Origin of the sequence: Halomonas denitrificans, assembly GCF_003056305.1 — a bacterium.
GTDB classification, from domain to species: domain Bacteria; phylum Pseudomonadota; class Gammaproteobacteria; order Pseudomonadales; family Halomonadaceae; genus Halomonas; species Halomonas denitrificans.
On record NZ_PYVX01000001.1, the window covers coordinates 71970 to 92900 of the forward strand.

19 protein-coding genes are annotated in these 20931 nt (G+C 70.9%); 16 read left to right on the forward strand and 3 right to left on the reverse strand.

The genetic code is table 11. The annotated features are described in order from the left end of the window. Positions 1–136: 136 nt before the first annotated feature. The 11 genes from C9F13_RS00320 (at position 137) to C9F13_RS00370 (ending at position 9284) form a co-directional block, all read left to right on the forward strand. Positions 137–889: a YebC/PmpR family DNA-binding transcriptional regulator gene (locus tag C9F13_RS00320; protein WP_108444258.1), complete on the forward strand. Its 753-nt coding sequence runs from the start codon at positions 137–139 to the stop codon at positions 887–889. Positions 890–1149: 260 nt separating this feature from the next. After that, positions 1150–1689, forward strand: a complete 540-nt coding sequence (gene ruvC, locus C9F13_RS00325; RefSeq protein WP_108444259.1) for a crossover junction endodeoxyribonuclease RuvC — start codon at positions 1150–1152, stop codon at positions 1687–1689. 141 nt (positions 1690–1830) lie between these two features. Then, complete coding sequence (gene ruvA, locus C9F13_RS00330; RefSeq protein ID WP_108444260.1) at positions 1831–2445, forward strand: Holliday junction branch migration protein RuvA; 615 nt, start codon at positions 1831–1833, stop codon at positions 2443–2445. Between the two features lie 44 nt (positions 2446–2489). After that, on the forward strand, positions 2490–3512 hold the full coding sequence (gene ruvB, locus C9F13_RS00335; RefSeq protein WP_108444261.1) for a Holliday junction branch migration DNA helicase RuvB: 1023 nt from the start codon (positions 2490–2492) through the stop codon (positions 3510–3512). Between the two features lie 47 nt (positions 3513–3559). Continuing rightward, a complete protein-coding gene (gene tolQ / locus C9F13_RS00340; protein ID WP_108445295.1) occupies positions 3560–4249 on the forward strand; it encodes a protein TolQ in 690 nt (229 codons plus the stop codon). A gap of 13 nt (positions 4250–4262) precedes the next feature. After that, on the forward strand, positions 4263–4703 hold the full coding sequence (gene tolR, locus C9F13_RS00345; protein ID WP_108444262.1) for a protein TolR: 441 nt from the start codon (positions 4263–4265) through the stop codon (positions 4701–4703). 9 nt (positions 4704–4712) lie between these two features. Then, positions 4713–5870: a cell envelope integrity protein TolA gene (gene tolA / locus C9F13_RS00350; RefSeq protein ID WP_108444263.1), complete on the forward strand. Its 1158-nt coding sequence runs from the start codon at positions 4713–4715 to the stop codon at positions 5868–5870. Beyond that, a complete protein-coding gene (gene tolB, locus C9F13_RS00355) occupies positions 5870–7156 on the forward strand; it encodes a Tol-Pal system beta propeller repeat protein TolB (protein WP_108444264.1) in 1287 nt (428 codons plus the stop codon). The genes tolA and tolB overlap by 1 nt, the downstream gene beginning before the upstream one ends. A 23-nt stretch (positions 7157–7179) precedes the next feature. Then, a complete protein-coding gene (pal, locus tag C9F13_RS00360) occupies positions 7180–7713 on the forward strand; it encodes a peptidoglycan-associated lipoprotein Pal (RefSeq protein WP_108444265.1) in 534 nt (177 codons plus the stop codon). Between the two features lie 29 nt (positions 7714–7742). Beyond that, positions 7743–8510 (forward strand): tol-pal system protein YbgF, encoded by a 768-nt coding sequence (ybgF, locus tag C9F13_RS00365; protein WP_108444266.1) that lies wholly within the window; start codon positions 7743–7745, stop codon positions 8508–8510. 9 nt (positions 8511–8519) lie between these two features. Continuing rightward, complete coding sequence (locus C9F13_RS00370) at positions 8520–9284, forward strand: YciK family oxidoreductase (RefSeq protein ID WP_108444267.1); 765 nt, start codon at positions 8520–8522, stop codon at positions 9282–9284. 105 nt (positions 9285–9389) lie between these two features. On the opposite strand, the gene C9F13_RS00375 is transcribed toward C9F13_RS00370, so the two are convergent. Further along, on the reverse strand, positions 9390–10064 hold the full coding sequence (locus C9F13_RS00375; protein WP_108444268.1) for an HAD-IA family hydrolase: 675 nt from the start codon (positions 10062–10064) through the stop codon (positions 9390–9392). Beyond that, on the reverse strand, positions 10064–10789 hold the full coding sequence (gene ubiG / locus C9F13_RS00380) for a bifunctional 2-polyprenyl-6-hydroxyphenol methylase/3-demethylubiquinol 3-O-methyltransferase UbiG (RefSeq protein WP_108444269.1): 726 nt from the start codon (positions 10787–10789) through the stop codon (positions 10064–10066). Before ubiG ends, C9F13_RS00375 begins: the two co-directional genes overlap by 1 nt. Positions 10790–10928: 139 nt before the next feature. Between ubiG and galU the strand changes: the two genes are divergently transcribed. After that, complete coding sequence (galU, locus tag C9F13_RS00385; protein WP_108444270.1) at positions 10929–11819, forward strand: UTP--glucose-1-phosphate uridylyltransferase GalU; 891 nt, start codon at positions 10929–10931, stop codon at positions 11817–11819. Between the two features lie 4 nt (positions 11820–11823). Continuing rightward, positions 11824–13113 carry a nucleotide sugar dehydrogenase gene (locus tag C9F13_RS00390; protein ID WP_108444271.1) on the forward strand — a complete coding sequence of 430 codons (1290 nt, stop codon included), beginning with the start codon at positions 11824–11826 and terminating at the stop codon, positions 13111–13113. 137 nt (positions 13114–13250) lie between these two features. Here the strand turns inward: C9F13_RS00390 and C9F13_RS00395 are convergent, their stop codons facing one another. Next, on the reverse strand, positions 13251–13829 hold the full coding sequence (locus C9F13_RS00395) for a superoxide dismutase (protein ID WP_108444272.1): 579 nt from the start codon (positions 13827–13829) through the stop codon (positions 13251–13253). A gap of 244 nt (positions 13830–14073) precedes the next feature. Here C9F13_RS00395 and C9F13_RS00400 point away from each other — a divergent pair, with 244 nt between their 5' ends. Genes C9F13_RS00400 through tamB form a run of 3 tightly spaced genes read left to right on the forward strand, consistent with a single transcriptional unit; the run spans position 14074 to position 20887 of the window. Next, on the forward strand, positions 14074–14919 hold the full coding sequence (locus C9F13_RS00400; RefSeq protein WP_108444273.1) for a hypothetical protein: 846 nt from the start codon (positions 14074–14076) through the stop codon (positions 14917–14919). Between the two features lie 26 nt (positions 14920–14945). After that, on the forward strand, positions 14946–16829 hold the full coding sequence (locus C9F13_RS00405) for an autotransporter assembly complex protein TamA (protein WP_108444274.1): 1884 nt from the start codon (positions 14946–14948) through the stop codon (positions 16827–16829). Positions 16830–16840: 11 nt separating this feature from the next. Further along, positions 16841–20887, forward strand: a complete 4047-nt coding sequence (gene tamB, locus C9F13_RS00410; protein ID WP_108444275.1) for an autotransporter assembly complex protein TamB — start codon at positions 16841–16843, stop codon at positions 20885–20887. Positions 20888–20931: the final 44 nt, after the last annotated feature.

Sequence of the window (20931 nt, forward strand, 5' to 3'; positions counted from 1 at the left end):
CGAACGGGCGGGCCATGGATGGCCCGCTCCGGCCCTGCTAGCGGCGCAGGATGTGAGAGCGCCGCAGGGAAGGCTCCTCATCGCCCTGTCGCCGGCACGGCCTCGAGCAGAGTTAGAGCCACCAGAGGAGGTTGTCATGGCCGGCCATAGCAAATGGTCCAACATCAAGCACCGCAAGGCGGCCCAGGACGCCAAGCGGGGCAAGATCTTCAACAAGCTGATCCGCGAGCTCACGGTCGCCGCCCGCCAGGGCGGGGGCGAGCCCGAGGACAACCCGCGCCTGCGCGCCGCCATCGACAAGGCGCTGGCCAGCAACATGCCCAAGGACACCGTCCAGCGGGCGGTGGATCGCGGCGCCGGTAACACCGACGGCGACGACATGGAGGAGGTCGTCTACGAGGGCTACGGCCCCGAGGGCGTTGCGGTGCTGGTCGAGGCGATGACCGATAATCGCAACCGGACTGTCTCCGAGGTGCGACATGCCTTCAACAAGCACGGCGGCAACCTCGGCACCTCTGGCTCGGTGGCCTTCCTGTTCCACAAGCAGGGCCGCCTGACGCTGCCGGAAGGCTTCGAGGAGGAGGCCGCCATGGAGGCCACGCTCGCCGCAGAGCCCGAGGAGATCGAGACCCTCGAGGACGGCCGGCTCGAGGTGGTGACCACCCCGGATCGCTTCGGCGCGGTCAAGGACGCCCTGATCGAGGCGGGCATCGCCCCCGAGGCCAGCGACGTCGGGCTCTTCCCCGACACCTATACCCGCATCGACGATGTCGACCTCGGGCGACGCATCCTCCAGCTGGTCGACCGGCTCGAGGATCTGGACGATGTGCAGAATGTTTACACCAACGCGGACTTCGACGATGCCATCATGGACGAGCTGCAGGAGTAAGGCAGGGCACCAGCGCGCTCTTGATCCGGCGACTCCGGCGACGATGCCATCACGGACGAGCGGCACGCTATCGAGAGATCGAGGAGAATGATGAGCTTTTTCGGCGACAAGCCCCGGGGTGCCGCACCATCGCGAGGGCGCTGTGAACCCATCCATGGGCGCTACTTTTGCCATCCATGGGCAAAAGACCCTCGCTTCGCCTTGCCCCCGACGCTCGCCCTCACAGGTATGGCGCACCGAGCTCGTGCAGCGGGCGCGTCATGCTGATCCTCGGCATCGATCCCGGCTCGCGGATCACCGGCTACGGGGTGCTGGACGTCACCACCCCCACGCCGCGCTACGTGGCCAGCGGCTGCATCCGCATCCAGGCCGACGACCTGGCCCAGCGGCTGGCCCAGGTCTACGCCGGGGTCAGCGAGCTGATCGCCGTGCACGCCCCTGGCGAGTTCGCCATCGAGCAGGTGTTCATGTCGAAGAACGCCGACTCCGCGCTGAAGCTCGGCCAGGCCCGCGGCTCGGCGATCGTCTGCGCGGCCAACCACGGCCTGCCGGTCAGCGAGTACGGCCCGCGGCAGATCAAGCAGGCGGTCACCGGCGGCGGCGCCGCCGACAAGGCCCAGGTGCAGCACATGGTGACGGCGATCCTGGGCCTCTCGGCCACGCCCCAGGCCGACGCCGCCGACGCCCTGGCCATCGCGCTGACCCATGCCCATGCGCGGCTGGGGCTACTCAACAAGGGCAGCTTCGGCGGCCATCGCGGCCGCCGCAAGAGCGGCACCTGGCGGGATTTCCGCCCCTGAACGCGTCGCCACAAGGCGACGCCCGGGCCTTGTCGAACGCTGTTCTCGCGGACTGGCAAGGCACCCGGGCGAACAGTATAGTGGCCCGGTGACGGCTCCCGGGCCGCTCAGGACTCCAACCCCAAGGGATAGACCATTTCCATGATCGGACGCCTGCGAGGCACCCTGCTCGAGAAACAGCCACCCTGGATGGTGGTGGACGTGGCCGGCGTCGGCTACGAACTGGAAGCCTCCATGACCACCCTGGTGGCCATGCCCGGCACCGGCGAGCCGGTATCGCTCTATACCCACCTGACCATCCGCGACGACGCCCATCTGCTCTACGGCTTCGCCCGCGAGCAGGAGCGCGCGCTGTTCCGCGCCCTGATCAAGGTCAACGGCATCGGCCCCAAGCTCGCCCTCGGCATCCTCTCCGGCATGGACGAGGATGCCTTCATCCGCTGCGTGATGGACGACGACGCCAAGGCGCTGACCCGCCTGCCCGGCGTCGGCAAGAAGACCGCCGAGCGGCTGATCATCGAGATGCGCGACCGCTTTCCCCACTGGCAGCAGCCCGGCGAGCTGGCCGTGGGGATGGAGGGCACGCCCGGCAGCGCGCCGGTCGCCACGGCGGATCCCGTCGCCGACGCCGAGGCGGCGCTGGTCAGCCTGGGCTACAAGCCCGCCGAGGCCGCGCGCATGCTGGTCGGCCTCGAGGAGGCCGAGTCCACCGAGGCCATGATCAAGGCGGCGCTGAGCCGCCGCCTGGCGGGGTGAGCCGATGCCATCGCCGTTTCTCCACCTGACACCGGATCGCCGCCATGCTCGAGAGTGACCGCCTGATCGCCGCCGACGCCCGGGAGGGCGAAGGCGAGGGCAGCGTCGACCACGCCATCCGCCCCAAGCGCCTGGCCGACTACATCGGCCAGCCCCGAGTCCGCGAGCAGCTCGAGATCTTCATCAGCGCCGCCCGCGGCCGCGACGAGAGCCTCGACCACACCCTGGTCTTCGGCCCGCCGGGGCTCGGCAAGACGACGCTGGCCAACATCATCGCCGCCGAGATGGGCGTAGGCCTCAAGTCGACCTCCGGGCCGGTGCTCGAGCGGGCCGGCGACCTCGCCGCCATGCTCACCAACCTGCAGCCCGGCGACGTGCTCTTCATCGACGAGATCCACCGCCTCTCGCCGGTGGTCGAGGAGATCCTCTATCCCGCCATGGAGGACTTCCAGCTCGACATCGTCATCGGCGAGGGGCCGGCGGCACGCTCGATCAAGCTCGACCTGCCGCCCTTCACTCTGGTGGGGGCGACCACCCGAGCGGGCCTTCTGACCTCGCCGCTGCGCGACCGCTTCGGGATCGTGCAGCGCCTGGAGTTCTACAGCATCGACGAGCTGACCGAGATCGTCGCCCGCTCGGCGGGCCTGCTGGGCGTCGAGAATGATCGCGACGGCGCCCGGGAGGTCGCACGCCGTTCCCGGGGCACCCCGCGCATCGCCAACCGGCTGCTGCGCCGGGTGCGCGACTTCGCCCAGGTGCGCGCCGAGGGACGCGTCGATGCCGAGATCGCCGACCTGGCCCTGAACATGCTGCACGTCGACCACCACGGCCTGGATCACATGGACCGCCGCCTGCTGCTGGCGATGATCGAGAAGTTCGACGGCGGCCCGGTGGGCATCGACTCCCTGGCCGCGGCCATCGGCGAGGAGCGCGACACCATCGAGGACGTCATCGAACCCTACCTGATCCAGCAGGGTCTGATGATGCGCACCGCCCGGGGGCGGGTGGTGACCCGCCAGGCCTGGGCGCATTTCGATATGGCGCCCCACGAGCGGGCGCCCGAGTAGTCCACGCTTTCCCCATTCATGACCGACCAAGACCGACGAGGATGCCCGTGAACGACTCCCTGTCCATTCCCCACCTGATCATGAACGCCAGCGGCGTGGTGCAGGCGGTGATGCTGATCCTGATGATCGGCTCGCTGCTCTCCTGGGTGGTGATCTTCCAGCGCACCTTCGTGATGCGCCGGGCCCGCAAGGCGCACCGCCGCTTCGAGGACCGCTTCTGGTCCGGCGTCGACCTCAACGAGCTCTACCGCGAGACCCCGGCCGAGCAGGAGACCCAGGGCGCCGAGCACGTCTTCCGCTCAGGCTTTCGCGAGTTCAACCGCCTGCTGGCCAAGACCCGCAGCCCCCAGGCGATCCTCGAGGGCGTCCAGCGCAGCATGCGCGTGGCCTGGTCCCGGGAGGAGGACCGCCTGAACCTGCACCTGGTGTTCCTGGCCACCGTCGCCTCGGCGAGCCCCTACATCGGGCTGTTCGGTACCGTCTGGGGCATCATGGGCTCCTTCCAGTCGCTCTCCCTGGCCCAGCAGGCGACGCTGGCCACCGTGGCGCCCTGGATCGCCGAGGCGCTGATCGCCACCGCCATGGGCCTGTTCGCCGCCATTCCCGCGGTGATCTTCTACAACCGGCTCTCGGCCGAATCCGGCCGGCTGCTGGGCAAGTACGAGGACTTCGCCGAGGAGTTCCACTCCATCCTGCACCGCAACCTGCAGGGCCGGACCGACGCCGGCGCCGACTGAGGGAGAGGCCATCATGCTGGGACCCTTCAATCGCGCCGGGCGCCGCCGCCCCATGGGCGAGATCAACGTCGTGCCGTTCATCGACGTCATGCTGGTGCTGCTGGTGATCTTCATGATCACCGCCCCGATGCTCACCCAGGGCGTGCAGGTCGACCTGCCCCAGGTCACCTCCGAGCCGATCCAGGAGACCGAGGATCGCGACCCCATCGTCGTCTCGGTGGACAAGGACGGCCAGTACTACATCTCCCTGGGGGGCGACGAGACGTCGGTCAGCCTGGACGAGGTCAGCGAGCGGGTGATCATCCTGCTCGACCGCCAGCCGGGCACCCCGGTGATGGTGCGCGGCGACCGCAACGTGCCCTACGGCCAGGTGGTGACCCTGATGAGCACCCTGCAGACCGCCGGGGTGAGCAACGTCGGGCTGATCTCGGAACCGCCCCCCGGGGACCGTTGAGGAGCGCCCATGGCCAGACATGACCGACGCGTGGGCTACGGCCTGCCGCTGCTGCTCGCCATCGGGCTGCACCTGGCGATCCTCGTGGCCAGCGTGCTGCGCTTTCCCGAGGAGGAGGTCGCGCCGCCGAGCACCAACATCGTCCAGGCGACCCTGGTGAGCACCGAGACCACCACCGATCAGGCCCAGCGCGCCGAGGAGGCGCGGGCCCGGGCGGCCGCGCGCCAGGCGGAAGAGGAGGCCGAGCGCGCCGAAGCCGAGGAAGCGGAGCAGGCGGCACGCCAGGCCGAGCAGGAGGAGGCCGCCCGCCGGGCCGAGGCAGAAGCCGAAGCTGAGGCCGAAGCCGAAGCCGAAGCTGAGGCCGAAGCGCAACGCCAAGCCGAGGCCGAGGCCCGCGAGGCCGCCCGCCGCGAGGCGGAGGAGGAGGCCGCCCGTCGCGCCGCCGAGGCGGAGGCCCAGGCGGAGCGTCGCCGCGAGGCGGAAGCCGAACGGCAGCGTCAGGCCGAGGCGGAAGCCGAACGGCAGCGCCAGGCCGAGGCGGAAGCCGAGCGGCAGCGCCAGGCCGAGGCGGAGGCCGAACGGCAGCGCCAGGCCGAGGCGGAAGCCGAACGGCAGCGTCAGGCCGAGGCGGAAGCCGAACGGCAGCGCCAGGCCGAGGCGGAAGCCGAGCGGCAGCGCCAGGCCGAGGCGGAGGCCGAACGGCAGCGCCAGGCCGAGGCGGAAGCCGAACGGCAGCGCCAGGCCGAGGCGGAGGCCGAACGGCAGCGCCAGGCCGAGGAGGCCGCCCGCCGCGCCGCCGAGGCGGCGAGCCAGGGGCTGGATCGCGCCATCGAGGGCGAGAGCGAGAGCGTCGCCAATGCCCGCCAGGCCAACGAGGCTGCCAACGGTTTCATCAACCTGGTGCGTCGCGCGGTGGAGCAGGCCTGGGTGATTCCGCCCAACGTGCCGCCGGGCGCCGCAGCCCAGGTCAGGGTACGACTCGGGCCGTCGGGGGAGCTGTTTGCCGCCTCCATCGGTCAGAGCAGTGGTAACGGGGCCTTCGACCGCTCCGCGGTCCAGGCCGTGGAGGCCGCCGCCCCCTTCGCCGAGCTTCGCCAGTTGCCGGCGGCGGTGCAACGCGACTACCGTCAATTCAATCTGCGATTCAGACCGGGGGATATCCGCTGATGAAGATTCTGAAGAGTACCTGGCTGGCCGCCATGCTGATGCTGGTCACCGGCCTGGCCCAGGCCGACCTGACCATCGAGATCACCCGTGGCAGCGACCGGGCCACGCCCATTGCCGTGGTGCCGCTGGCCGACGGGGAGGAGATGCCCCAGGACATCGCCCAGATCGTCGCCGATGACCTGGAGCGCAGCGGCTACTTCGAACCCCTCGAGCGCGAGGCCATGTTCGCGCGTCCCGCCTCGAGCGACGAGGTCCGCTACGGCGAGTGGCGCGCCCTGGACGTACGCTACCTGGTGGTGGGCCGTGTCAGCCGCGAGGGCGAGAACTACCGGATCGAGTACGAGCTGATGGACGTCAGCGGCGGCAGCCGGATGCTCGCCGAGAGCGTGACCGCCGGGCGTCAGGGGCTGCGCGACGCCGCCCACTACATCAGCGACCAGATCTTCGAGGAGATCACCGATATCCGCGGGGCCTTCTCGACCCGCATCGCCTACGTGACCTCCACGGGCCTGGGCGATCAGACCCAGTATGCGCTGCACGTGGCCGACGCCGACGGGCGCAACAGCCAGCAGGTCCTGGCCTCCGACGAGCCGATCATGTCGCCCTCCTGGTCGCCGGACGGCAGCAAGCTGGCCTACGTCTCCTTCGAGACCGGACGCCCGGCCATCTACATCCAGGAGATCGCCTCCGGTCGCCGCGTGCGGGCCACCTCCTTCGAGGGGCTCAACAGCGCCCCGACCTGGTCGCCGGACGGCCGGCGCCTGGCGATGTCGCTCTCCAAGGACGGCCAGCCGGACATCTACGTGATGGACATCGGCTCGCGCAACCTCGAGCGGGTCACCACGGGCTCCAGCATCGAGACCGAGCCCGCCTGGTCGCCGGATGGCCAGAGCCTGGTGTTCACCTCCGATCGCAGCGGCGGGCCCCAGATCTATCACCTCGAGCTCGGCAGCGGCCAGGCCGAGCGCATCACCTTCACCGGCAACTACAACGCCCGGGCCCGCTTCGCGCCGGACGGCGAGTCGATCTTCCTGATCCACCGCGGCAGCAACGGCTACCAGGTCGCGCGCCAGGATCTGGAGAGCGGCCGCCTGGTGGCCCTGACCGACTCGCGTCAGGACGAATCCCCCAGTGTCGCGCCCAACGGCACCATGGTAATCTTCGCCACCCAGCAGGGCGGCAACGGCGTGCTGGGCGGCGTGTCCGCCGACGGGCGCGCCTCCTTCCGGCTGCCGGCGGCACAGGGTGATGTCCGCGAACCCGCGTGGTCCCCGTTTCTGAACTGATGTCCCCAAAAAGGAGTTTCTCGATGCAGCTCAAGTCCCACGCCAGAACCCTGGCGATCGCGCTTTCCCTGGCCGTCGTGGCCGGTTGTTCCAGCACGGGCGGCAGCCAGGATGGCGACCTGGACGGCGGCCTCGCCGGCGGCAGCGGCGGCGTCACCACCGGCACCGCCGGGGGTAGCGGCGTCAACGGCGACCGCGCCGGCCAGATGACCGACGCCGACGGCCGCATCCCGGCGACCCGCACCATCTACTTCGAGTACGACAGCGACGCCATCCGCAGCGAGTTCGAGCCGGTGCTCACCGCCCATGCCCAGTTCCTGCGCGCCAACCCCAGCGCCACGGTGATCCTGCAGGGCCACACCGACGAGCGCGGCACCCGCGAGTACAACCTGGCCCTGGGCGAGCGTCGTGCCGGCTCCGTGGAGCGCTACCTCAACGTGCAGGGCGTCTCCCCCTCCCAGGTCGAGGTGGTGAGCTACGGCGAGGAGCGGCCCGCCGCGCGTGGCGCGAACGAGCAGGCCTACGCCCAGAACCGTCGGGTGGTCTTCGCCTACTGAGCCAGGCCCACACGACGAGGGAGATAGTCATGAGACACGGTCTGAAGAGACTGTGCGGCGCGGGAGCCCTGGTGCTCCCGCTGACCGTTGCGGCACAGCAGCCGGTAATCGAGGACCTCACCGAGAACCAGCGGGGAGGGGGCTTCTACAGCCAGACGGCGACCCGCGAGGAGGCCGGCGGCAGCCTGGTGATCTTCAACCAGGTGCAGCAGCACCAGGAGGAGATCCGCCAGCTGCGTGGCCAGGTGGAAGAGCTGCGCCACCAGCTCGAGCAGCTGCGTCGCCAGACCCGCCAGCAGTACCTCGACATCGAGGATCGGCTGATGGCGGCGGGCAGCGGCGTCGGCCAGGCCGCCCCGCCCGTGGACGAGCAGAGCGCCCGCGAGGTGGCCGAGACGCCATCGCCGCGCGGCGATGAGGCCGGCACCCAGCAGGCCTATCAGGCCGCCTTCGGCCACGTCCAGGCCCGCGAGTTCGGCGAGGCGATCAGCGCCTTCGAGGCCTTCGTCCGCCAATACCCCGACGCGCGGCTGACCGCCAACGCCCACTACTGGCTGGGCGAGCTGCACTCCGCCGAGTCCAACCTGGAGCCGGCCGAGGCGGCCTTCCGGCGGGTGCTCGAGGACTTCCCCGAGAGCAGCAAGGTGCCCGACGCCCTCTACAAGCTGGGCCTGCTCGAGGCGCGCCGCGGGCGGCCGGAAGAGAGCCGGGCCCTGCTCGAGCGGGTGCGCGAGGAGTACCCCGACAGCAGCGCCGCCGGACTGGCCGATGACTTCCTGCGCCAGACGGGCAACTGAGGAACCGAGATGACCTGCAAGATCGACTATCAGCCCGCGCCCAATCTGCTCGACGGCCGCATCATCCTGGTCACCGGTGCCGGCGACGGCATCGGCCGGGAAGCGGCGCTGGCCTTCGCCGGACATGGCGCCACCGTGATCCTGCTCGGGCGCACCATCGCCAAGCTGGAGAAGGTCTACGACGAGATCGAGGCCGCCGGCGGTCCCCAGCCGGCGATCTTCCCGCTCAATTTCGAGGGGGCCGTGCTCAAGGACTATCACGACATGGCCGAGACCCTGGACAAGGAGTTCGGCCGCCTCGACGGCATCCTGCACAACGCTGGGATGCTCGGCCGCATCACCCCCTTCGAGCAGTACAATCCCGAGCTCTGGGAGCAGGTGATGCAGGTCAACATCAACGGGCCGATCTGGATGACCCAGGCGCTGCTGCCGCTGCTCAAGAGCTCGCCGGACGCCTCGGTGGTGTTCACCTCGTCGGGCGTGGGGCGCCGCGGCCGCGCCTACTGGGGGGCCTACTCGGTCTCCAAGTTCGCCACCGAGGGCTTCGTCCAGGTGCTGGCCGACGAGGTCGAGCACCTGGGCACGCTGCGGGTCAACAGCCTCAATCCCGGGGCGACGCGCACCGCCATGCGCAAGGCCGCCTATCCGGGCGAGGACCCGCTGACGCTGCGGACCCCCGAGGCGATCATGCCCACCTACCTGTGGCTGATGGGCCCGGAGAGCCGGGGCCACAACGGCGAGCAGTTCGACGCCCAGCCGCCCAAGGGGGCCTGAGGGGCCAGGCCGAACGGTGAGGCCAGCAAGAAGAAGCCCTCGCGCCGGCACGGCGTGGCCGGCCAGGCGTGAGGGCTTCGTCGTGTCTGGGGCGCGGCTGGCGTGCTAGCCCTCGGACTCTCCCTCCAGCAGCGCCGCGACCAGCGCCTCGGCGGTATCGAACCAGAGGTCGGCCGGCCAGCGCCGGTAGTCGTCCTCTTCCTCGATGTAGCCATAGCCCACCGCCACGGCGGCCATGCCGGCCGCCCGGGCCGCCTGCATGTCACGCAGGTGATCGCCGATGTACCAGCAGTGCACGGGCGAGGCCGCGAGGCGTCGCGCCGCCTCGACGAGCGGGGCGGGATCGGGTTTCTTGACCGGCAGATCGTCGGCACAGAGCAACACCCCGGGGGCGAGACCGAGGGCCTCGACCAGGGGGGCGGCGTAGGCGCGGGGCTTGTTGGTGACGATGCCCCAGCGGCCCTCGCCCGCGGCCCAGGCGTCCAGCAGACGGTCCAGCGGAGGGAAGACGCGACTCTCCTCGGCCACCGCCTGGCCGTAGGCCTCGAGCAGGAAGGTGCGGGCCGCGTCATGCCCCGGGGCCTGCTTCTCGAGGCCCAGCGCCAGGGTCACCAGGGCGCTGCCGCCGTTGGAGACCTGGGCGCGGATCGTCGCATAGGGCAGGGCGGGCAGGCCGTGATGCTCGCGCAGGGCATTGGTCGCCCGGGCCAGGTCCGGCGCGGTGTCCACCAGGGTGCCGTCCAGGTCGAAGAGCAGGGCCTCGGGGCGCACTTTGGGCATCACGTCGTCTCCCGGCGACAGTGCATCAGGTAGTTGACCGAGACATCGCGGGTCGAGAGCGAAAATTGGCGCGTGATCGGGTGATAGACCAGGCCGTTCTGCTCGCGCACGGCGAGGCCCGCCTCGCGGCACCAGCCGGCCAGCTCCGACGGGCGGATGAAGCGGCTGTAGTCGTGGGTGCCGCGGGGCAGCATGCGCATCACGTACTCGGCACCGACCACCGCCAGGGCATAGGCCTTGGGCGTGCGGTTCAGGGTCGAGAAGAACACCTGGCCACCGGGCTTCACCAGCGCCGCGCAGGCGCGCACCACCGAGGCCGGGTCGGGCACGTGCTCGAGCATCTCCAGGCAGGTGACCACGTCGAACTCGCCGGGATGCGCCTCGGCCATCGCCTCGGCGCTGATGTGGCGGTAGTCGACGCCGACGCCCTGGTCCCGGGCGTGCAGCCGGGCCACGGCCAGCGGCGCCTCGCCCAGGTCGATGCCGGTGACCTCGGCGCCGCGGTGGGCCATGGCCTCGGCGAGGATGCCGCCGCCGCAGCCGACGTCCAGCACGCGCCGGCCGGCCAGCCCCGAGCGGGCGTCGATGAAGTCCAGCCGTAGGGGGTTGATATCGTGAAGCGGCTTGAATTCGCCGTGCGGATCCCACCAGCGGTCGGCCAGGGCCTCGAACTTGGCGATCTCCGCCTGGTCGACGTTGCCCGCTTGCGGGTGGCTTGCGCTCATCTATTCTCTCCCTGGTGTCGCCTAGCCGACACGCTGTCAGGCCGGCCTGGGTTCGGTATCATGGCCATTGTACCCGCTCCCCGGAGGCCATTCCCACGCTTTCCGGCGAGCCACACTCCACCGTGACAGGGACCGCACCATGATCCACAAGGCCGTTCTTCCCGTTGCCGGGTTCGGCACGCGCTGTCTCCCGGCCTCCAAGGCCATTCCCAAGGAGATGATCACCATCGTCGATCGACCGGTGATCCAGTACGTCGTCCAGGAGGCCGTGGCCGCGGGAATCCGCGATATCGTGCTGGTGACCCACGGCACCAAGAGCGCCATCGAGAACCACTTCGACAAGCACTTCGAGCTCGAGGCGAGCCTCGAGGCCAAGGGCAAGACCGATCTGCTCGAGGAGCTGCGCTCCATCGTGCCGGCCGACGTCAACATCATCAGCGTGCGCCAGCCCGAGCCGCTGGGCCTCGGCCACGCCGTGCTCTGTGCCCGCCCGGTGGTGGGCGACGACGAGCCGTTCGCGGTGCTGCTGCCCGACGTGCTGGTCGACGGCGAGGGTCTCGCACGCAACGACCTGGCCGGCATGATCGATTCCTTCGAGAAGACCGGGCACAGCCAGCTGATGGTCGAGGAGGTGCCCCACGCGCTGGTCCACAAGTACGGCATCGTCGATACCGGCGGCGAGCTGCCGGGCCCCGGCGAGTCGCGCCCGATCGCCGGCGTGGTCGAGAAGCCGCCGGTGGACGAGGCGCCCTCCGACCTCGCGGTGATCGGCCGCTACGTCCTGCCCGGGCGCATCTTCCCGCTGCTCGCCGAGACGCCGCCCGGAGCCGGCAACGAGATCCAGCTCACCGACGCCATCGAGACCCTGCGCCGCGAGGAGGGGGTCGACGCCTTCCGCATGCAGGGCAAGACCTACGACTGCGGCCATCAGCTCGGCTACCTGGAGGCGATTCTCGCCTACGGCCGTCGCCATGCCCGCTACGGGCAGGGCTTTCGCGAGCTGCTTTCGCGCTACGCGGACGAGGAGTGATGCCATGCGGGTTCTGATCCACGGCAGCGAGCTGGCCGCGGCCACCGCGGCGGCCGCGCTCTCCTGGGTGGGCCACCGCGTGGCCTGGCTGCCCCACGCCTCGGCCGACTGGCCGGCCCTCGCGCAGAGTCGCTGGCTGTTGAGCGAGCCGGAGCTGATGGGCCGGCTCGAGGAGGGGCTGACCCAGGGCAGCCTGCGGATCCTCGCCCAGGACGACCACGACCTCGACGACGAGCCCTTCGACGTGATGTGGCTCGCCGTCTCGCCGGACCAGCGCCCGGATGCCGCCGCCTGCGTGGAGACGCGGATGGCGAGCCTCTGTCCCGGGGCCGTGCTGATCAACAACTCCACCTTCCCGGTCGGCGAGACCGAGCAGCTGGAGGCGCGCCTGGACGGCTGCCGCGCGGTGGCGCTGGCCGACCTGCTCGAGGAGGGGCGGGCCTGGGAGACCTTCACCCGGCCCTCGCGCTGGCTGCTCGGCTGCGACGACGACCGGGCCGCGGGCCAGGTGCGCGAACTGCTGCGCGCCTTCAACCGTCGCCGCGAGGTGATCCAGCGCATGCCGCGGCGCGCCGCGGAGCTCACCAAGCTCGCCATCAACGGCATGCTGGCGACCCGCATCAGCTACATGAACGAGATCGCCGGGCTCGCCGACAGCCTCGGCGTGGACGTGGAGCACGTGCGCCAGGGCATGGGGGCCGATTCGCGCATCGGCTACGAGTACCTCTATCCCGGCTGCGGCTTCGGCGGCCCCAACTTCTCCCGCGACCTGATGCGCCTGGCCCACGTCCAGTCGGCGAGCGGTCGCCACTCGGCGCTGCTCGACCAGGTGCTCGACATCAACGAGCACAAGAAGGAGACGCTGTTTCGCAAGCTCTGGTCCCACTTCCATGGCCGCCTGGGCGGCCGCACGGTGGCGATCTGGGGCGCGGCCTTCAAGCCCGGCACGGCGCGCATCGACCAGGCGCCGGTGCTCACGCTGCTGCGCGCCCTCTGGGCCCAGGGAGTGCGGGTGCGCCTCCACGACCCCGCGGCGATCCCCGCGGTCCTCGCCGAGGTCGGCGAGCACCCGCTGCTTGAGGTGTTCACCGCCGACCCGCTGGCGGCCTGCGAGGACGCCGACGCGCTGATGCTGGTCACCGAGTGGAAGGCCTACTGGAACCCCGACTGGCCGCGGCTGACCGACCTGCTCGGCGAGAAGCTGCTGCTCGACGGCCGCAACATCTACGACCCGGCCCACGTCGCGGCCTGCGGCCTGCACTATCGCGGGATCGGGCGCCGCGCCGACCCCTGACGCGTCCCGCATCTCCGCCCTGCGCCTGCGACACGCAACGCAACGGCCCCGCCAAATGGCGGGGCCGTTGTCGTTCAGCGGGCGGCGCCGAGGCGCCGCTGCCCTGGCTGACGGTCAGGCGTACCTGACGTCCGGGCTTAGCTGAAGTTCTGGGCGACGAAGTCCCAGTTGAGGACGCTCCACACGTTCTCGAGGTACTTCGGACGCGCGTTGCGATAGTCGATGTAGTAGGCGTGCTCCCACACGTCGATGGTCAGCAGCGGGGTCTGGCCGTGGGCGATGGGGGTGTCGGCGTTGCTGGTGTTGACGATGTCGACGCCGCCGTCAGCGGTCTTGATCAGCCAGGTCCAGCCGGAGCCGAAGTTGCCGGCCGCCTGGGCGTTGAAGGTCTCCTTGAACTTCTCGAAGGAGCCGAACTTGGCGTTGATGGCCTCGGCCAGGGCACCGGTCGGCTCGCCGCCGCCGTTGGGAGAGAGGCAGTGCCAGTAGAAGGTGTGGTTCCAGACCTGCGCCGCCTGGTTGAACAGGCCGCCGGAGGAAGACTTGATGATCTCTTCCAGGGACTTGTCCGCCTCGGCGGTGCCGTCGGTCAGCTCGTTGAGCTTGTTCACGTAGGTCTGGTGATGCTTGCCGTAGTGATACTCGAGGGTCTCGGCCGAGATGTGCGGTTCCAGAGCGTTCTTGTCGTACGGCAGTGCGGGCAGTTCAAATGCCATCGAGTCTCTCCTTGTCGTCAGCGGTGTCGTAACAGCACCTCATGGTGGGCATCGGGACGCCGGGATTCAAGACTCCCTCGTCGATGTTGACCGGGAACCGTGCGTTCCGATGACAAAAAACCTTACACTATCAGGACGATGTGTCGGTGCTGTCGCGGCATCATAGCACTCGGCCCGGGGGCCGCCAATTGCGCGCCGCCGGGCCGTCGGCCCCGGCCAACCACCCCGAGAGAAGGAGTTCGTCATGGCAGAGCACCCGGATGACCGCCGGCACCCCCGACCGATCGTGCCGGACCCGGATGCCAGCCTCTCGGCGCCGCGCGCCCGCTATCCCGCGCCCCCGCGGGTCTGGCCGCTGTGGCTGCTGATCCTGCTGCTGATCGCCGCCGGCGCGGCGCTCGCCTGGGCCGGCTGGCAGGAACGGACTCGCCTGCAGGCCGAGCTCTCCCGGGTCAGCGGCGAGCTCTCCAACGTGCACGCGCGCTTCGATGCCGACGAGGGCAGGGGAGAGGCCCTCGAGGCCCTGCAGACGCGCCTGGACGAGCTTTCCAACCTGGAAGCCGAGATCGACGCGGTCATCGACCGCCGCCTGTCGGAATTCGACAGCGAGCTCGAGACCGAACTCAAGAGCGACCTCGAGCGCGCACGGGCGCAGCGACTCGCGCCCCTCGAGGAGCGCCTGGAGCGCCAGCAGGCGCGCCTCGCCACGCTCGACGAGGAGGCCGAGACCCGGGACGCCACCCTGGCCGCGACCCGCACCTCCCTGGACGCCCTGGAGCGGGCCGGCGAGGAGGGGCGCGCGGCGCTGGGCGAGCGGCTGGCGACCCTCGAGCAGGCCCGGAAGCGGCAGGCCGAGCGGCACGAGGCCCTGAGCGAGGGCATGGCGACACTCCGGGAGCGCCTCGAGACCCAGCAGGCACGACTGACGGAGCTCGACGGCCAAGTTGAAGCCGTGAGCGGATCACGCGATGATGATCGCCAACGAATGGAAGCGCTGGCGAGCGGGCTTGACGAGATGAGCGCCGGACTGCGCGAACTGCGCCAGTCCCAGCTCGCCCTGAGCGCCCAGCTCGAGGCCCTGCGCCAGTGACATCCCCCCGTCAGGGATCGATGCCCATGGATAATCGCGCGATGACGCGCCTCGCGGCGGCCACGCTGTGTCTCGGCCTGGCACCCGGCGCCCAGGCCCTCGAGGCAACGATCGAGGGCGTCGAGGACGAGCTGGCCGAGAACGTCCGGCTCTATCTCGACGAGCTCGAGGCCGCGCAGTACAGCCCCGAACGCCTCAAGAGCGAGGTGTTGCGGCGCAGCAGCGAGGCCCTGCGGGTCTACGGCTACTACTCGCCCAATATTCGCACGCGCTTCGACGACCCCGAGGCGCCCGAGGAGGTGACCCTGGTCATCGATCCCGGCGCGCCGGTGCGCATCGAGGTCCTCGAGCTCTCGGTGACTGGCGACGCCGCCGATGATCCGCCCTTCGTCGACGCCATCGATGCCTTCCCCCTCTCCAAGGGGGACCGGCTGCGCCATGCGCCCTTCGACAGCCTGCGCAGCACCCTGGCCAACCTCGCCCTGCAGCGCGGCTACTTCGACTGGGCCTTCACCGACCGGCGCATGGAAGTGCGCCCCTATGCCCAGAGCGCCCGGCTCTATCTGGCGCTGGACAGCGGCCCGCGCTACCGCTTCGGCGAGGTGACCTTCCAGGGCCACCACATCGAGACCCAACGGCTCGAGAACCTGGCGACCTTCGAGCGCGGCGATCCCTACCTGGCCAGCCAGGTGGCCAGGCTCAACGAGCGCCTGGGCCAGACCGAGTGGTTCGCCTCGCTGAGCGTGCGGCCGCGCCTCGATCGCGACATCGAGCGACTGGCGCTGCCCGAGGAGGAGGCCGGCTGGTGGCAGGCCCTCGATCTCGAGGGCCGGGAGCCGGCGCCTCCGGCGCCGCGCATCGAGGCCGAGGCGCTGGTCGCGGCCAGCACGCTGCTGCGTCCCGCCGAGGCCCCCATCGACGTCACGGTGACGCCGGCGGATCGCCATCAGTTCGAGGTCGGCCTGGGCTACGCCACCGACGTGGGGCCCCGCATCCGCCTCTCCTGGGATCAGCCCTGGATCAATCGCTTCGGCCACGGCCTCGACCACGACCTCTACCTCTCGGGGCCGGAGCAGCGCTTTTCCGGCCTCTACACCATGCCCCTGGACAACCCGCTACGCGACAGCTATCGCCTCCAGTACGGCCTGCGCAACAAGGACAACGAGGATACCCAGACCCTCGAGAGCACCGTGGAGATCGCGCGGCGCTGGAAGTTCGACAGCGACTGGGCGGCCGACGACTTCTGGTCGTTCGCCAGGGACTGGGAGCAGTCGCTCTACCTGCGCGGCACCTACGAGGACTTCACCCAGGCCGGCGTCTCCAACGAGGTCCTGCTGCTCTATCCCGGCATCAGCTGGACGCGCACCCGCACCCGCAACCCCGCCTTTCCCACCTGGGGGGATCGCCAGCTGCTGGCGGTCGAGTACTCCAGCGAGGCCTGGGGGTCGGCGGCCGAGTTCCTGCGCATCACCGGCGACAGCGAATGGATCCGCATGCTGGGCGATGACAACCGCTTCGTCGGCCGGGTCGGGTTCGGCAGCATCACCACCGACGACTTCGCCGACATCCCGCCGTCGCTGCGCTTCTTCACCGGCGGCGATCGCAGCGTGCGCGGCTACTCCTACGAGAGCATCGCCCCCGAGAACAGCGAGGGCGAGCTGGTCGGCGGCGAGCAGTTGCTGACCGTCGGCCTCGAGGCCCAGCGGCGGGTGGCCGGCAAGTGGTGGCTGGCGACCTTCATCGACACCGGCGATGCCTTCACCGACTGGTGGCCGAGCGACCTGAAGACCGGCGCGGGCCTCGGCGTGCGCTGGATCTCGCCGGTCGGTCCCATCCGCTTCGACGTCGCCCACCCCTTCGATATCGAGGATAGCTTTCGCATCCACTTCTCCATCGGACCGGAATTCTGAGAGCCAACGTCTTGAGAAAGCGCGCCGTGACCTGGGCCCTGGCCCGCCTGTTGATCCTTCTGCCCCTGTGGCTCATCGGCCTCGTGCTGCTGCTGCTGGGCCTGGCCCTCTCCCCCTGGGGCACCGGCCTGCTGCTCGAGCAGGGCGCCAAGCGCGGCCTCTATGAGCTGGGCGCGGTCGAGGGCGCGCCGCTGGATCGCCTGGTGCTCAAGGACCTGCGCCTGGAGGCGGGCCCGGCCCGCATCGCCCTGTCGCGCCTGGAGCTCGCCTGGTCCGAGGACTGCCTGCTCAGGGGGCGGCTCTGCATCGAGCGTCTTGCCCTGGACGGCGCCGATGTCCGCCTGACCGAGACGGCGCCCGCCGCCCCGGAGCCCCCCGAGGAGAGCGCCCCGGGCGGCGAGCCGCTCGGCCCGATCCAGCTGCCGTTTCCCTTCGAGCTGCGCGAGCTGTCGCTTAACGATGTCGACCTGCGACTCGCCGACGGCACGCGGCTCGCCTGGGACTCCTTCACCAGTGCCCTGCGCGCCGAGCAGGGCACCCTGACCCTGCTGCCCACGCGGCTCGCCGGCACCCGACTGACCCTGCCGCTCTCGGCGGGCACGCGTCTCGCCCTGAGCGAGGCCGACCACGAGGGGCCGAGGCTCACCGCCCCGGCCATCGATGCCGCCATCGCCGTGAATTCGCCGCTGCCCGCCGAGGCCGCCGCCGAGCTTCAGGGCGTGGCCGGCCTGCCGCTCGCGGAGCAGCCGCGCCGCGCGCTGCCCGAGGTGACCCTGCCGCTGGCGGTGGAGGTGCCGGAGCTGCTGGTCGAGGACTTCGCCGTCCGGGGCGCCGTCGAGGCCGGCGTGGAGCGCCTGCGGCTGCGCCTGAGCGCCCGTGATCAGGAGATCCGCATCGACCCGCTGAGGCTGGCGAGCCCCGATGCCGACGCCGAGTTCCAGGCGCGGCTGGCCCTGAGGGACGACTATCCCCTCGAGGCGCGCCTGGACGCGGAGCTCTACCTGCCGGAGCGACTGCCGGCGCTCGCCGGCGAGCGCATCGACCTCGACGTCGCCGGCAGCCTCGCCGATCTCGAGATCGACCTGGCCCTGGAGGGGCCGGTCGCGGCACGTCTGACGGCGCGTCTCGACGCCCTGGATCCGACGCTGCCCTTCGAGGCCTCGCTTGACAGCGAGGTCCTGCAGTGGCCACTGCCGGGCGCGCCGTCGTCGCCGGACCCGGCGTCCGAGGCAGCGTCGGACGACGCGCAGGAGGAGGCGCCTGCAGGTGACGCACCGACCGAGCCGCCGCCTAAGCCCTGGCGGGCCGAGGGGCTCTCGCTGCAGCTCTCCGGCAGCCTGGTGGACTACCGGGCCGAGCTCGCCGTGACCGCCTCGGGCCCGTCGCTGCCGCCCACCGACCTGTCGCTGACGGGCAGCGGCAACCTGAGCCAGTTCGCGTGGTCGCCGCTGACCCTGAATCAGCAGGGCGGGGTGATCGTCAGTCGCGGCCGGGTCGACTGGGAAGAGGGCCTCGACGCCACGGCCACGCTCTCCCTGGACGGCATCGATCCGGGTAACTTCGTCGCGGGGCTCGAGGGGCGCCTGGGCGGCGGCGCCGAGGTGAGCTTCGCCCAGGACGCCGACAGCTGGCGGGTCGAGGTGCCGTCCCTCGACCTTCAGGGCGTGCTGGACGACCGGCCACTCTCCCTCGAGGCGGCGCTGGCCGGCGACAGCGAAATGAACTGGACACTCGAGACCCTCGACTTCGCCCAGGGCCGCAACCGGTTGAACGCCGCGGGCACGGTCAGCCCGTCGTCGCTGGACCTGCAGGGCGAGCTCGCCCTGCCGGCCATGGAGAGCCTCTATCCCGGCCTCGAGGGCGTCCTCGACGGCACCTTCATCGCCCAGGGCAGCCTCGAGGCGCCGCAGCTCGAGCTCGACCTGGCCGGGCGCGAGCTCGCCTTCAACGACAACCGGCTGTCGCGCCTGGAGCTGGCGGTACGCGTCGCCGGCCTCGAGGATCCCGACCTCGACGTGACCCTGGACGCCCGCGACATCGCCGCCGGCGGGCAGCGGATCGCCGCGCTGACGCTGGACCTCGAGGGACAGCAGACGGCGCATCGACTGCGCCTGGCCATGGACGGCGGCGAGGGGCTACCGGTCTCGCGGCTGGCCCTGACCCTCGAGGGGGGGCTGGACCGTGCCCGGGAGCAGTATCGGGGCAGCCTGTCGCCGCTGGAGGTCGACAGCGACTTCGGCGACATCCGCCTCGCCGAGGCGCTGGCCTTCGAGGCCAACCTGCCCGACGGCTCGGCTAAGGTATCGCCCTTCTGCCTGAACCGCCGGCAGGGGGGCGACGTCTGCCTCGTCGAGCCGCTCGAGGCCTCGGCCGAGGCCGGGCGCGCCGCCCTCGAGATCCGCGACCTGCCGATGGACCTGGTCGACAGCGTGATGCCCTCCGGATGGCGCATCGACGGCGAGAGCGCCGGCACCCTCTCCGCCCGCTGGTCGGGCGGGGGCGAGCGCTGGCGGCTAGACGCCGACCTCGACAGCCGCGCCGAGGTGACCGGCGAGGACGCCTACGGCCAGCCCTGGGCCGTACCCGGCACCACCCTCGACGTGACGGTGGAAGCCAGCGAGGCCCGGGCGGACCTCGCGCTGGTCGTCGGCCTGGCCGACACCGGGGAGGTGCGCCTGGCGCTCGGCATCGTCGATCCGCTGGGCGAGGGCACGCTCGACGGCCAGCTGCGCGTCGATGACCTGCGCCTGGCACCCTATCGCCCGCTGGTCGCCGGCCTGGAGACCCTCGAAGGCGGCCTGGACGGCGACATCCGCATCACCGGCAGTCAGCAGGCACCGCGACTCGACGGCCGGCTCGCCCTGAGCGGACTGCGGGCCGGCGGCCTCGATCTGCCCCTGGAGGTGCGGGACGGCGAACTCATCGTCGAGCTGGCCGGCGACCGGGCCGACCTCGACGGCTTCCTGGCCGCCGAGCAGGGGCGTCTCACCATCGACGGCGACGCCCGCTGGCCGGCCGACGGCGGATGGCAGGCAGCCATCGACCTGAGCGCCGTCGAGGACCCCCTGCTGGCGGCCCTGCCGAGCTTCGGGCGCCTGCGCCTGGCCCCGGAGCTGAGCGTGCGCGCCGACCCCGAACGACTGCAGGTACGCGGCACCGTCGCGATCCCCTGGGCGAGGCTCAAGGTGGGCGAGGTGCCCAAGTCGGCGCAGGCGCCCAGTCCCGACGAGGTGATCATCACCGAGGAGGATGACCGCCGCGCCGCCGAGGCCCTGGCGGAACGCCAGCCCGGCGAATCCACCGCCGAGGCCATGGCCAAGGCGGGCATGGCCACCGACATCCGGATCACCCTGATGCTCGGTCCGGACATGCAGCTGGAGGCCTACGGCCTGGAGTCGGAACTCGTGGGCAACCTCGAGGTGCGACAGCAGAGCGGTCCGGTCCAGCTGTTCGGCGACGTCAGCCTGGTCGACGGCCGCTTCCTGGCCTATGGCCAGGACCTGGTCATCCGCGAAGGCATCATCTTCTTCAGCGGCCCGCCGGGACAGCCGCGGCTCGACTTCGAGGCGATCCGCAACCCCGCCGCCACCGAGGACGACGTGATCGCCGGCCTGCGAGTGACCGGCGAGGCGTCGGCGCCGAGCCTAAAGATCTTCTCGGAGCCGGCCATGAACGAGGGCAGGGCGCTCTCCTACCTGCTGCGCGGGCGCGCGCCGGACAGCAGCGGCGGTGGAGACGGCGTGCTGACCTCGGCGCTGATCGGCCTGACCATCGGCAAGACCGGCAACGCCGTGGGGGCCGTCGGCGAGGCCTTCGGCATCGAGGACCTCAGCCTCTCGACCGCCGGGACCGGGGAGGAGAGCCAGGTGGTGGTCACCGGCAACCTGACCGACCGGCTGAGCATCGGCTACGGCGTCGGGGTGTTCTCGCCCATCGCCGAGCTCACCCTGCGCTACAAGCTGTGGCGCAACCTCTACCTCGAGGCGGTCTCCGGCGCCGCCCAGGCGGTGGACATGATCTATACCTTCAGCCTGCCGGGGAAACCGCCGTCGCCGTGATCGGCCCGCGGCCCGCCCGGCAGAAGCGCCATGACGCCCGCCCC

Excerpts from the sequence above, each read along its gene's own strand:
- ybgF (WP_108444266.1), top strand. The coding sequence starts at position 7,743 with ATGAGACACGGTCTGAAGAGACTGTGCGGCGCGGGAGCCCTGGTGCTC.
- tolB (WP_108444264.1), top strand. The coding sequence starts at position 5,870 with ATGAAGATTCTGAAGAGTACCTGGCTGGCCGCCATGCTGATGCTGGTC.
- ruvC (WP_108444259.1), top strand. The coding sequence starts at position 1,150 with ATGCTGATCCTCGGCATCGATCCCGGCTCGCGGATCACCGGCTACGGG.
- tolR (WP_108444262.1), top strand. The coding sequence starts at position 4,263 with ATGCTGGGACCCTTCAATCGCGCCGGGCGCCGCCGCCCCATGGGCGAG.
- C9F13_RS00405 (WP_108444274.1), top strand. The coding sequence starts at position 14,946 with ATGGATAATCGCGCGATGACGCGCCTCGCGGCGGCCACGCTGTGTCTC.
- C9F13_RS00390 (WP_108444271.1), top strand. The coding sequence starts at position 11,824 with ATGCGGGTTCTGATCCACGGCAGCGAGCTGGCCGCGGCCACCGCGGCG.
- pal (WP_108444265.1), top strand. The coding sequence starts at position 7,180 with ATGCAGCTCAAGTCCCACGCCAGAACCCTGGCGATCGCGCTTTCCCTG.
- C9F13_RS00320 (WP_108444258.1), top strand. The coding sequence starts at position 137 with ATGGCCGGCCATAGCAAATGGTCCAACATCAAGCACCGCAAGGCGGCC.
- ruvB (WP_108444261.1), top strand. The coding sequence starts at position 2,490 with ATGCTCGAGAGTGACCGCCTGATCGCCGCCGACGCCCGGGAGGGCGAA.
- C9F13_RS00400 (WP_108444273.1), top strand. The coding sequence starts at position 14,074 with ATGGCAGAGCACCCGGATGACCGCCGGCACCCCCGACCGATCGTGCCG.
- C9F13_RS00370 (WP_108444267.1), top strand. The coding sequence starts at position 8,520 with ATGACCTGCAAGATCGACTATCAGCCCGCGCCCAATCTGCTCGACGGC.
- C9F13_RS00375 (WP_108444268.1), bottom strand. The coding sequence starts at position 10,064 with ATGCCCAAAGTGCGCCCCGAGGCCCTGCTCTTCGACCTGGACGGCACC.
- ubiG (WP_108444269.1), bottom strand. The coding sequence starts at position 10,789 with ATGAGCGCAAGCCACCCGCAAGCGGGCAACGTCGACCAGGCGGAGATC.
- galU (WP_108444270.1), top strand. The coding sequence starts at position 10,929 with ATGATCCACAAGGCCGTTCTTCCCGTTGCCGGGTTCGGCACGCGCTGT.
- tolA (WP_108444263.1), top strand. The coding sequence starts at position 4,713 with ATGGCCAGACATGACCGACGCGTGGGCTACGGCCTGCCGCTGCTGCTC.
- ruvA (WP_108444260.1), top strand. The coding sequence starts at position 1,831 with ATGATCGGACGCCTGCGAGGCACCCTGCTCGAGAAACAGCCACCCTGG.
- C9F13_RS00395 (WP_108444272.1), bottom strand. The coding sequence starts at position 13,829 with ATGGCATTTGAACTGCCCGCACTGCCGTACGACAAGAACGCTCTGGAA.